Raw genomic sequence first — 13,238 nt, forward strand, 5'->3', positions numbered from 1 at the left:
TGGTGCGGCAGCGTTGTTAATTTCAGATGAATTTTTCTTAAAGGAATTTATTTATCTCACTTTATATTTTAAAATATTTTAATATTGTATCGTTTTATAAAAATATTTATTAAAAAATATTCGATACCACTACAACTACTAACCAAAAACTTTTATGAAGCCATTTAAACAAAAGCAATCAAGCAGAAAGGGGCAGAGACGTGACCTTACATTCTCTCGTTCCTTGTTTGTGCTGTGCCTCGTTTCTTGTACCCTCGCAAGATCCTATGCACAACAGTCACGACTTGAAGGTGTCGTTCGCAATGCCACTAACAGGCAGCCATTAGAAAGGGCGAGCATACGCGAAACAGCAACGAAGCTCAATACAGCGACAGACCTATCGGGTCGCTTTTCGCTACCAGTCGATGGAAATAAGGTACGCCTTTTACTAACAGCGATTGGGTACGTTTCAAAGGATACTGTAGTCACAGTGGGTAATGGGCCCATTGAGTTTCTGCTGAAAGAGGATAATACCCAATTGGATGAGATTATCATTGTGGGCTACGGGCAAATGAAAAAAGCGAGTGTTACAGGAGCTATTGCGCAGATTAGCGGCGATGAATTGAAAACAGCCCCGACGGCCAATCTTTCTTCGATGCTGCAGGGACGTTTGCCGGGATTGGTGACCCGCCAAAGCAGCGGCCAACCGGGATCCGATGGCGCTTCACTCATGGTGCGCGGCTATAATACACTGGGAAATAACTCGCCACTGATTATCGTGGATGGTATAGAACGCGAGTTTCCGCAGATCAATCCCGATGAGGTAGAAGCGATCTCAGTCTTAAAGGATGCGTCAGCGGCTATATACGGTGTGAGAGGCGCTAATGGCGTAATCCTAGTAACAACAAAAAAAGGAAAGCAACAGAAACCTACCCTAAATTACAAGGGATCTTATGCGCTAAGTAAAAATACCGCCTTTCCCGAGTTTTTAAATGCTGCAGATTATGTAAAATATTACAATAAAGCACAGGAACTCGATGGTGTTGCTGAAGCATCGCGTCGTTTCAATACAGATGAGATTGATCGCATCACCAATGGTGACCCACAAGGGATATTTGGCAATACGGATTGGTTTGGTATGCTTTTTAAAAGCAACGCTCCAACTGTGACCAATAACTTGACTCTCAATGGTGGCTCAGACCGGTACCGTTATTTTGTATCTGCAGGTGCTTTTAATCAAGATGGTATCATCGATCGTACATCCTACGACCGGTATAACGGGCGTATAAATTTCGATGCCGATATCCTTGATAACCTCAAACTTTCACTAAATGTTGCTTATCGGGATGACATCGGTAAGGAACCGGGATTATCTGCTGGTCTGGGCAATAGTTATGCCTCAGTGTTTGCACAGGCCATGATGTCTTATCCGTTTTTACCTACTTACAACGCTGCTGGCATTCCTGTCGGAAGCCTGAATCCAGGTAATGGTAATCAGAATCCATTGGCTGCAAGAGATTTATCCGGCGAAAACTCAACACGGTCCAACCGTTTCCAAAGTAATCTTTCCCTGGAGTATGGAGTGCCTGGTGTGTCTGGCCTTCGGTTGAAGGTAAATGGCGCCTTTGATAAAGGATATACGATGCGTAAAGCCTATTTGTTACCTTATCAATTGGATGTATACAACAATGCTACCCGGCAGTATGCATTAGCTTTTGCACGGCATGCAAATGGAGGCGTAGCAAATTTAAACCAATGGTTTACCGACTCATGGCAAAAGACAATCCAACCATCAATAAGCTATACCAATAAGTTTGGAGCACATTCAGTCAATGCGCTATTTCTCTACGAATATATGCGCACAGATAATAGCTCGTTATCTGGCGGGCGCCGTGGCTATCCGATCACGGACATTATGGACTTGAACTTTGGTGAGGAAGTTATTGATAATCTTGTGAAAGGAGGGCATGGGATGTTCAGTAGAGCCGGCTATTCGTTCCGTTTCAACTACGACTACGCTGATAAATACTTGTTGGAAGTGTTGGGACGTTATGATGGGTCGCCGATGCTCCCCGCCCATACACGCTGGGATATCTTTCCGGCCGTATCTGCCGGTTGGAGAATCTCCAAAGAACCCTTTTTCAAAGAAGCGCTTGACGTGGTAGACGATTTAAAAATCCGTGGATCGATTGGCAAACTTGGAAACGACAGGATCGGAGACTATCAGTTCTTACGGACGATGAGTCTCGGGGCTGATCCCGTGGTCCTCATCGGGAATACGTTAGGAAAACCGCTTAATGTCACCACGGTACCTAATTTTGATATAAAATGGGAAACAACCACCACTTATAATGGTGGTCTGGAAGCTACCTTATGGAAAGGCCTTCTTGGCGTGGAAGCCGATGTATTTTATAGGGTCACCAAAGACATCTTGCAGGGTCAGTCAAATCTAAATCCACCATCATTTGGCGGATATTTTCCCAACTATATCAACTCGGGGATAGTAGATAGCCGGGGCTTCGAGCTTATTCTATCGCATCGCAACCATATCGGCGATTTTAACTACAACATCCGTGGAAATGTAAGCTTTGCACGCAGCAAGGTTATCGAAACAACTGAAAATGCCAATGTACCCGATTATCTTCGTCGTACCGGAAGACCTATTGGTCTGAAATATGGTTTCGTAGCAGATGGATTTTTTCAAAGTGAAGAGGAAATTGAGCGCAGTGCACTTTTTGGCCCTACCCGCGTTGGAGAGATTAAACTGAAAGATCTTAACGGAGATGGTCGTATCACGTTCGATCAGGATTGGACGGTAATAGGTAAGAATGATTTGCCAGAAATGATGTTCGGGCTCAATTTGGGAGGCTCTTATAAAGGTTTTGATTTCAGTGCTTTCTTTCAGGGAGCAGCACGTTCGGATGTCGCTTTGTCAGGTCTTTATACCAATTCAGGAATCTATGATAATACCTTCTATACGATGCCTTTTTATCAGGATGGGAATTCGCCAAAATATTTAGTGGAGAATGCCTGGACACCAGAGAACACAAATGCGAAATACCCTCGTTTGAGTACGCAGTCGGCACAGAGCGGCGGCAAATTCTCATCTTTCTGGATAAAAGACGGCGCTTATCTACGTCTGAAAACCGCGCAGATCGGTTACACGTTGCCGGCATCTTGGTTGAATAAAGCCAAAATTCAACAAGTACGCTGTTTTGTTTCGGGTAGCAACCTGGTTACATGGAGCAGTTTGCCCTATCTGGATCCCGAAATGCCGAGTGTGAATCAAGGTTATTATCCGCAACAGCGCGTTTATGAATTTGGCTTATCTCTTACCTTTTAATTAGTACAACGATGAAATTGATATATAAATATAGCATATTGGCCTTAACCGCCATGCTGAGTTTTCAAAGCTGTTCGATAGAACCGGAACTTACCGATGTATACGATGAACGGGTGGCCTGGAGCGGTGAAGCCAATGTGGAGCTTTCTCTAAACAAGTTTTATCCATTGATAGGACAATCCTATTATTCTGCACATGTCAATCAGGATGCTTACGCTGACTTGCTAAAGAAGAATACACCGAATGATGAGGTCAATCTTTTGATCTTAGGTTCATCTACGATCACACCGGGAGCTAATCCGCTCGACAACTGGCCTTGGGGATACACCTGGATCCGACATTGTAATGAATTTTTGGATGGGTTGAAAACAAAGGGTGCAGGACTGCCCACAGAATTTTATCAACGGGCAGAGGGAGAGGTTTTGTTTTTCAGGGCTTACGTGTATTTTGAATTGGCAAAGCGATACGGGGCTAGCGTAATTTTGTATGATGGCCTGAATGATGGGGTCGGACGCCCACTCAGCAAGCCAGATGAAGTATGGGATTTTATTGCTGCGGATCTGGATAAAGCTGCTGCGCAGCTGCCCGCGACTGTTCCGGCTGCAAAAAGGGGAAAGATAACCAAGGGGGCAGCATTAGGTCTTAAAGCGCGTGCCATGCTCTATGCAAAACGTTGGAAAGCCAGTTCTGATGCAGTAACCGCCTTGCAGGCACTGAACTTGTATGAGCTTTATGCTGATTACAAAGCTTTATTTAACCAACGCCGGAGCGAGGGAGCTGAAAATAAAGAGAGTATTTTGGAGTTCGGTTTCTTGGCACCTAATTTTACTTACTCTTTTGACTATTTCTTTGGTCCACCGTTGGATGGTGGATATGCCCAGATTAGCCCCACAGAAAATTTGGTAAAGGAATACCAGATGGCAGACGGAACGGACTTTACTTGGAACAACCCTGTACATGCAGCCAATCCGTACCAAGGGAGAGAACCTCGTTTCTATGCGTCGATACTCTACAATGGTGCTCCTTGGAAAGGACGTATCTTGGAAACCGTAGTGGGATCGAAAGAAGGGTATGCCGTGGGCGGTGGAACAACCTCAACAGGTTACTATATGCGTAAATTCTTTGATGAAAGACTGACGGATCTCGGAAGAGGGGAATTGACTTTCTATTTCATGCGGTACGCTGAAGTGCTGTTGATCCAAGCCGAGGCCATGGCCGAACAGGGGCAATTGTCGGCGGGACTAGAAGCTTTGAACAAAGTGCGCCGCCGCGCTGGTTTTACAAGGGATCTTACGGCTACAAATACAGGGCAGTTGTTGAGCCTAATTCGCCGAGAACGAATGGTGGAGCTGGCGTTTGAAGGACACCGTTTTTGGGATCTTCGCCGATGGGGACTGGCGCCTAGTGTATTGAACGGTACACATGCTACAGGTGTTAAAATCACCAAAGCGGCCAATGGAAACTTGACTTATGAATTGGTGGATGCCGATAATGGACGCAGTCGTGTTTATCCAGAAAAATACAATCGCTTCCCTATTCCAATAGCGGAACTGCAACGAAATCCTAATATAGAGCAATTTAATGAGTGGAAATAAACCAAGATACAGACCGATGAAAAATTATCTAAAATATACACTGCTGCTGTTGTCTACCCTCAGTTTGCTATCCTGCCAAAAAGTGGAATTGCATAAAGATGCGGAATTTAATCGCGGATTGTTAAATTTCATGTTGGCCATTCCAGGACAGACTACCGAGTACATGGCTAAAACCACTGGACCTTATGCTGATGGGGATACCATCTATGTCGAAGTACCGACAACGGAGGAAGAGCCGATCGATATCTCAAAGTTAAAAGCTACAGCTAGCTTGGAAAATAATGCACGCATGGAGCCGGCGCTGACAGGTGTGATGGACTTTACCTATCCTCTTGAAGTACGGGTAATTGATGGTGATGGAAATAGCAAGCGCCATATTATCAAGGCTGTGCCGACCCTTCCACGCACAGTATTCAAGAAACGCTGGTTCTATACTGCTGACAAAATGGGGATACTTCGCACCAATATCTCTGGAATGACAGTGGTAAAAGACCAACTATTGGTTGCCGATTTTTCGGGAGGCAGCCTTGGGGAAACAGTAGGGGTGCGGGTGTACAATGCCGGCGACGGGACCTATGTGAAGACTATCCCTGCGCCAACAACATTCTGCATGCAGGTGAGCGCAGATGACGCGGATCACTTTGTGGTCAACAGATACAATATCTATTCGGCAGGATTGATGTTGTATTACTACGAAGATGTGGATAGTGAACCCAAGCTTATCCTGAACTATACAGCTGCGGATGGAGCTCCAGCTGAGCTGGGACGTAAAATTTCTGTCATCGGTAATTTAAAACAGGGCAAGGCTTATATTTATGCAACAGCGCCAGCGGTCAATAATCAGATTTATTATTGGGAGTTTAACAATGGTGTGGTCGTGAATTCAAGCCCAACTGTAATTCGCTATGCTGCGGCAGATCCATGGACATTTGCAGCGGTACAGCGTAAATCTTTGGATGCCAATTCGGATCACTACCTGACATACTGTAACTACGTGGCTTCAGATGCCAACCGGGAAAAAGGAAGTCGCTTTGTTAAATTTACACCAACAATGGATGTCGTTCAAATGGCCCCATCAAGCCATTATTATAAGATCTTAGACTTCGAAGTATTTAATGTAGAAGGAAATCAGTTCATGGCTGTCCTTACGCAAGGTTTTTTCGCTTGGGATGCAACACACATTAAGGTTTATGATATTACAGACCCGAACAAAATGATATTGCTGACAGATTCTCCATTTTATCGTGATTTTATGCTGTTCGAATCGGATGCCTATGGTGGTACAAACTACAACCGCTACGGTGATATCGATGTACGCGTGGTGGGTAAAAAGATTTCGATCTTCGCTACCATGGCAACAAATGATAAAGCGTATGCCGGTGTGATGGCCTACGACATGAGTTATAATAGGTAAATTACATAAAGTAACAAAACTCGACACGTTATCCTCAAGGATAACGTGTCGAATCTTTTTTTAAGATGGAAAAAATAACAGCAATTTTATTCTTTGTTTTAGGATGCGTTTGCAACTGCTTTTCACAGGACAGAGAAGGGCGACAGCTCCCAGCAAACACAGCAAGTGTTAACTATGTCGGACGGACGGTTACAAATGCATCTGGCGAAGTGACTTTTGATTGGGTTGGAACTTATTTTGAGTTTGCGTTGGCCGGACAATCTGTAGCTATGCGCGCTTCGGATACAGGGGAAAGTTATTACAATGTTTTCGTTGATGGTAGACTAGAGAAGACATTTCTGATCCATAGCAAGGATACCGTGATTACGATCGTTTCAAACCTGGAAGGTAACAGGGCACATCACGTACGTGTACAAAAACGCTCGGAAGGTGAGTTCGGTTGCACGACGATAAAAGGTTTTATGCTCGGCAATAAGTCTTCACTCGATGGTGCGTTGCCTCGACCAAGTCGATTTATAGAATTCATCGGAGACTCTTTTACGGTAGGATATGGCGCGGATGGAACGAACAGAGAGCAGGACTTTAGTGTGGAAACTGAAAATGCGGACAAGACCTACGCCTGTATACTGGCGCGGTACTTTCAAACAGACTATGCCCTGATCGCACATTCGGGACGTGGTGCAGCTAGAAACTATGGCGATTCGTTAACCAGTTCCCGATACACGATGAAGGATGCCATGTTGAATACCTTGAATAGCGATTCATCCACACGCTATAAATTTGATCAGTACAAACCTGATTTAGTTATTATCAATCTGGGATCGAACGATTTTTCTACGCAACCAATTCCTTCGCAAATAACATTTGAAAAAGCGTATCTCCGCATCATTCGACAGTTGCGTAATGCATATGGTCCCGAGGTGAAAATTTTATGTGTCGTATCTCGCTTAGCGGATCCGGTTGAAAGGTACATTGCCGAAATTGTAGAATGCGCTGGAGACATCAATCTGCACCATACAGCCTCCTTAAAAAACGTTATGAATAATGATTCGGATATGGGAGCTGCTTGGCACCCTGGCGTACGTGGGCAGCAGAAGATGGCTACTTTTTTGGTGCCCTATATCGCTACGGTAATGGACTGGTCGCTGGAAGACCGCGTTATAAAATAAAGTGATTATGAAAATGTACAAACTTACATCCTATTGGCATAGATTATTATATCTAGTGCTGATCGTTGGTGTCCTCCCCAGCTGCGGTACAACCGCACAAGACCCAATAATAATTCCTACACCCGAACTGCCGAATGGTTCCGAAAAGGAATCATTTATTGAAACACCTGCACTAAAAAAAATAAAGGGCAACTCCATACAGATTGATCCGGAGATGCTTTACCAACAACAAATCTCCCCAGAGATGCTGATTGCTGATCTTCGTATGGCCAATGTACAATCGGTACATTTTTTTATAGTTGGTAACTGGGATGGCAGTAGGAATGACCAATTGTTGAAGCCTGCGTATTTGCAGGCACTTAAAGCAGAAAAAATTGCTGTTTGGTTTATGCTGCTCGGGAATTGTATCTATGGCAATTCTGACCTTCCCAGCGACTGGCAAATGGAGTTCCTTAAACCTTATCCAAACCCAGGTATCAAATTTTTTTCTTTCCACAGACAGGAGTTTGTCGATTGGCAAGTAAATCGCGTGAAGCGCATCTTACAAAATTACGAGGTGGATGGGGTCGAATTTGCGGAAAGTTACTTTCCCGAATGGAAAACATTGAATGGAAACGGTTTTTATGGTGATGTGAGCGCGTTTGCGAGAAAGATGTTTACCGAGAAATATATAGGATCGAGATCGGCAACTGTTTCTTTTGATTATATCGTAAAGAATCCGGCTATTTATAGCAAATGGATGGATTTTAGAGCAGAAGCAATTTTGTCCTTTAACAAGCAAATAAAGAAGGTCATTAAAGAGGTTAATGCCGATGTCCTTTACGCGATATGGGGGATGGGCATCAGGCAAGGCACCATTGCTGAAATTCGGGAACATTTTGGCTTAGATATGCCTGCACTTGCCAAAGAAGTGCAACCTGATGTCATGGTTTTGCAAACCGCAGCCCAGGATTGGCTGGATCCGAAACTTCCTTACAACTATCTACAGGATTATGCCCCTTATGCTAAGGCCATACAGGCAGCCAACCCAAAGGTTGCATTGAGTATCCAGGCAGATATCGTCTCCTTGGGCTACAGCAATCCGTCTGTAGAAAAGCGATACCCAATTTGGTGGTTGCCGTTTTTTGATCTAGCTCTGCAATCGGGGTACTATAGCAATGTGGCTTACGAATACGCCTTTTCAAAAAAAGAAGGTATCTGGCCAAAAAATAATATAGACAATCCAGTGCCAAGAAAACTCTATAGGGACCCTTCGCTGCAATCAGCTGTGATTAGCGATGCCATCGCACCATTAGCACTAATAAAAGAGCTAGATGCGCACTGGAAAATGGTCTATACGGAAAAAGGGCTAGGCTGGTTCTATATCAATTAATTATATTTTTATACTAAAATTTTGCCTAAATATCATGAAAAGATTATTCGTTAAAATAGGATGCTTTTTGGTTGTCGTTAGTTTGTTGACTGCCGCGGTTGCTGTAAAGCTCCAGGCACAGGATTTAAAACCATTAAAAGGTACATGGCTTAATTTACCCTACCAAGATGTACGTAATAAATACATGAATCCGGCGCATGTCGATTGTCTTGCACCAGCATTCTGGAAAACAAAAATTGAGGAATACGCGCAGATGGGCCTCAGGTATCTCGTTCTCATGGCGGTGGCCAACGACGGCAAAGCATTCTACCCTTCCTCTTTTATGCCGGCAGCGTATCCAGCGGGGCAACAAAGTCCTGTCGAGGCCATCATGGAGGCTGCAGATCAATATGGCATGCATGTATTTATGAGCTGTGGTTGGGCTGAAAATCAGGATGATAACATACGCGATCCGAAGATCAAAGCGTTGCAACAACGTATTATGCAAGAAACCGCCGCTCTATTCGCAACAAACAAATCATTCTACGGCTGGTATCTGCCTGTGGAGGATAGCATGGAACCTATTCTTTCTGATGAAGCGGTCCATGCTGCAAATACACTTACAGCGATAGCCAAAAATTTAACTCCGGATAAGAAAGTGATGATATCACCTTACGGTGTTTGTTACGCCGCGTTTGGAGACCCGAAGTTTGCCCAACAGATCAAGAAGCTAAACGTCGATATTATCGCCTATCAGGATGAAGTTGGCTGCGTGCGCGAACCGATGCCTTTGCCACGTGTTAGGGATAACTTTAAAAAACTGGGCAAGATACATGAAGGCACTGGGATAGAATTTTGGTCCAATATCGAATCGTTTACCTGGCAGAAGGCGGACAACTCTCGAGAATCTGCGTTGATTCCGGCTGCTTTTCCACGCTACCTGTCGCAACTTGTTGCCGCTTCATTGGCGGGAGCAAAAAACGTGATCAGTTTTTCAGTTTATGGTATTATCGATGATGCAAACTCGATCATGCCAATTGGCCAGCCCATCGAGTCGGCACAGGCGTTCATCGATTTTACGGATTGGAAGCAGCGTAAGGGACGTTGGCCTTTGTTGGAAGCAACCTTTAAAGGCGATGTGGCCAACGACGCGATCGGTTCTGCCGTAAAAATGGAAGGCAACAATTTAAAAGACGCTATACAACAGAAATTGACGGATGGCAAATTCGGAATGGAACATACAAATGACTTGAACTGGCTAGATTTTGGAAATGGAAAGATGAGCGTAGTTCTGGATCTGAAGAAGCAGTCGCCGATTACCTCGTTAGCAGCACGTTTTCTGCACTACCGTCCTGGGGGTGTTTTATTGCCTGCAGCTGTGCATTTTTATGTTTCTACGGATGGAAAGCATTTTGACCGAATGAAAACCGTGACCATACCAGCTTCCAACAATGATCAACATGATTGCTGGATCGACATCGCCTGGACTGGAGAGATGAAAGCAAAAGGAAGATATGTGAAAGTGGTCGCCGATCAAAATTCTACATTTCGGATATTTTGTGATGAAATACTGATTAATTCTAATTTTTAGCTTTTTCCTACATATGGTTTTATGATAGGTATCATGTTAATGACCCTTGGAAAAAGTTATTTTTGAATAAGTGCGTCGAAGGTAATACTTTTTATAAAGGGATATTATGCAAAAAAGGGCTTTTCTTACGAAAGGCCCTTTCTTTTTTCAGTGACTGAAATCTATCACACTTTGATTTCTACTTCAACACCTGAAGGTAATTCAAGTTTCATCAATGCGTCAACAGTTTTAGCGTTTGATGAATAGATATCCAACAATCTTTTGTAAGCACACAATTGGAATTGCTCACGTGCTTTCTTGTTAACGTGTGGTGAACGTAATACCGTGTAGATTTTTTTCTCAGTAGGCAATGGAATAGGACCACTAACAACTGCACCTGTAGGTTTTACTGTTTTTACGATTTTTTCAGCTGATTTGTCAACCAAATTGTAATCGTATGATTTCAATTTAATTCTGATTCTTTGGCTCATTTTTATTTATTTAAAATGATTGCTAATTAGAGCTATTCACAACTAGCAATCGGTGTGTATTTTTTAATGAAAGAACAAAGAGAAAAGATTGAAGTCTTTCATCTTTGTTCCTTTATTCTTGAGTTCAATTATTCAACAGAACCTTTGATTCTGCCTTTTGATTTTGCAATTACCTCTTCTGCAACGTTACGAGGAGCTTCTTCAAAGTGATCAAATTCCATTGTAGATGTTGCACGACCTGAAGTGATTGTACGTAATTGTGTTACGTAACCGAACATTTCAGAAAGTGGAACCAACGCTTTGATTACTTGTACACCGGCACGTGAATCCAAACCTTGCATTTGACCACGACGACGGTTTAAGTCACCCATGACATCACCCATGTTTTCTTCTGGTGTTAAAACCTCTATTTTCATAATTGGTTCCATTAACACTGGAGAACATTTAGGCAATCCTTCACGGTATGCTTGACGAGCAGCCAATTCGAAAGACAATGAATCTGAATCGACAGCGTGGAATGAACCATCAATCAAACGAACTTTCATTCCTGATAATGGGAATCCTGCTAATACACCATTTTTCATTGATGTTTCAAATCCTTTTTGAACAGAAGGGATAAATTCTTTTGGAATTTTACCACCCACGATTTCATTTACGAATTGAAGCGGTGATTTAGTTAAATCAAAATCTTCGTCTGCTGGAGAAATAACAACTTTGATATCCGCGAATTTACCACGACCACCTGATTGTTTTTTGAATACCTCACGGTGCTCGGTAGTACCGTTGATAGACTCTTTGTATGATACTTGAGGAGCACCTTGGTTAACCTCAACTTTGAACTCACGTTTCAAACGGTCAATCAAGATCTCTAAGTGAAGCTCACCCATACCAGAGATAACTGTTTGACCAGTTTCTTCATCAGTTTTAACAACGAATGTAGGATCTTCTTCAGCCAATTTACCAAGACCGATACCTAATCTATCAACGTCAGCTTGCGTTTTAGGCTCAATTGCCAAACCAATTACTGGCTCAGGGAAAGTCATAGACTCTAATACGATAGGCGCTTTTTCGTCACAAAGTGTATCACCAGTTTTGATGTCTTTGAAACCTACAACTGCACCGATATCACCTGCCTCAATAAAAGGAATCGGGTTTTGTTTGTTCGCGTGCATTTGGAAGATACGGGAGATACGTTCTTTGTTTCCTGAACGCGTGTTCAAGACATAAGAACCTGCATCTAACTTACCAGAGTAAGCACGGATGAAACATAAACGACCTACAAATGGGTCAGTCGCAATTTTAAAACCTAAAGCTGCGAAAGGCTCATTAACAGATGGTTTACGTAATATCTCTTCACCTGTATCAGGATTAGTACCTTTAACACCTTCTGAATCCATTGGTGAAGGTAATAATTCCATTACTAGATCCAACATAGTTTGAACACCTTTGTTTTTGAAAGATGAACCACAAACCATAGGAACGATAGAGTTATCCAATACTGCTGCACGTAAAGCATTTAAGATTTCGCGCTCAGTCAATGAATTTGGATCTTCGAAGAATTTCTCCATCAAAGTCTCATCATAACCAGCTACTGCTTCCAATAATTTCTCACGGTATTCAGCAACTTCTTCCAACATATCCTCAGGAATTGGAACTTCAGTGAAAGTCATTCCTTTATCATGCTCGTTCCAAACGATACCACGGTTGTTGATCAAGTCAACTACACCTTGGAATGTATCTTCAGCACCGATAGGCAATTGCAAAGCTACAGCCTCAGAACCTAACATATCTTTTACTTGTTTTACAACTTTCAAGAAGTCAGCTCCTGAACGGTCCATTTTGTTAACGAAACCGATACGAGGTACTTTGTAACCATCAGCTAAACGCCAGTTTGTTTCAGATTGTGGCTCAACACCATCAACCGCTGAAAACAAGAATACCAATCCATCCAATACACGTAACGAACGATTTACCTCAACCGTGAAATCCACGTGTCCAGGTGTATCGATTACGTTTACTTGATATTTGTTGCCACGGTAGTTCCAGAATACAGTTGTTGCAGCAGAAGTGATCGTGATACCACGCTCAGCCTCTTGCTCCATCCAGTCCATTGTTGAAGCACCTTCGTGAACCTCACCAATTTTATGGTTTACACCTGAGTAGTAAAGAATACGCTCAGTTGTTGTAGTTTTACCAGCATCGATGTGGGCAGCGATACCGATATTTCTAGTGAATTTTAAATCTCTTGCCATAATATTTTTAAGCAGCTGGCCTTACGGGCCTTATGTGTTTAAATGTAATGTTAAATAAGTACACCGACCTTGAT

General features: G+C 43.1%; 8 protein-coding genes. 6 read left to right on the forward strand and 2 right to left on the reverse strand.

Features of this window, described 5'->3' with window-relative positions:
- The first annotated feature begins 154 nt into the window (after positions 1-154).
- The 6 genes from HPC41_RS23885 to HPC41_RS23910 all read left to right on the forward strand — a co-directional run bounded on the left by HPC41_RS23885 (position 155) and on the right by HPC41_RS23910 (position 10,442).
- Complete coding sequence (locus HPC41_RS23885; protein ID WP_172396603.1) at positions 155-3,322, forward strand: SusC/RagA family TonB-linked outer membrane protein; 3,168 nt, start codon at positions 155-157, stop codon at positions 3,320-3,322.
- An 11-nt stretch (positions 3,323-3,333) separates the two neighbouring features.
- A complete protein-coding gene (locus HPC41_RS23890) occupies positions 3,334-4,917 on the forward strand; it encodes a RagB/SusD family nutrient uptake outer membrane protein (RefSeq protein WP_172396604.1) in 1,584 nt (527 codons plus the stop codon).
- A 16-nt stretch (positions 4,918-4,933) separates the two neighbouring features.
- The gene (locus HPC41_RS23895) at positions 4,934-6,331 is read left to right on the forward strand and encodes a DUF5018 domain-containing protein (RefSeq protein WP_172396605.1); all 1,398 of its coding nucleotides are present in this window, start codon (positions 4,934-4,936) and stop codon (positions 6,329-6,331) included.
- Positions 6,332-6,396: 65 nt separating this feature from the next.
- Complete coding sequence (locus tag HPC41_RS23900; RefSeq protein WP_172396606.1) at positions 6,397-7,500, forward strand: SGNH/GDSL hydrolase family protein; 1,104 nt, start codon at positions 6,397-6,399, stop codon at positions 7,498-7,500.
- 7 nt (positions 7,501-7,507) lie between these two features.
- A complete protein-coding gene (locus HPC41_RS23905) occupies positions 7,508-8,872 on the forward strand; it encodes a hypothetical protein (protein ID WP_172396607.1) in 1,365 nt (454 codons plus the stop codon).
- 34 nt (positions 8,873-8,906) lie between these two features.
- Positions 8,907-10,442: a DUF4434 domain-containing protein gene (locus tag HPC41_RS23910; protein WP_172396608.1), complete on the forward strand. Its 1,536-nt coding sequence runs from the start codon at positions 8,907-8,909 to the stop codon at positions 10,440-10,442.
- Between the two features lie 164 nt (positions 10,443-10,606).
- Here the strand turns inward: HPC41_RS23910 and rpsJ are convergent, their stop codons facing one another.
- Positions 10,607-10,912 (reverse strand): 30S ribosomal protein S10, encoded by a 306-nt coding sequence (rpsJ, locus tag HPC41_RS23915; RefSeq protein WP_028070501.1) that lies wholly within the window; start codon positions 10,910-10,912, stop codon positions 10,607-10,609.
- Between the two features lie 128 nt (positions 10,913-11,040).
- Positions 11,041-13,164 (reverse strand): elongation factor G, encoded by a 2,124-nt coding sequence (gene fusA, locus HPC41_RS23920; RefSeq protein WP_172396609.1) that lies wholly within the window; start codon positions 13,162-13,164, stop codon positions 11,041-11,043.
- Positions 13,165-13,238 lie beyond the last annotated feature (74 nt).

The organism is Sphingobacterium prati (assembly GCF_013167215.1).
GTDB classification, from domain to species: Bacteria; Bacteroidota; Bacteroidia; order Sphingobacteriales; family Sphingobacteriaceae; genus Sphingobacterium; species Sphingobacterium prati.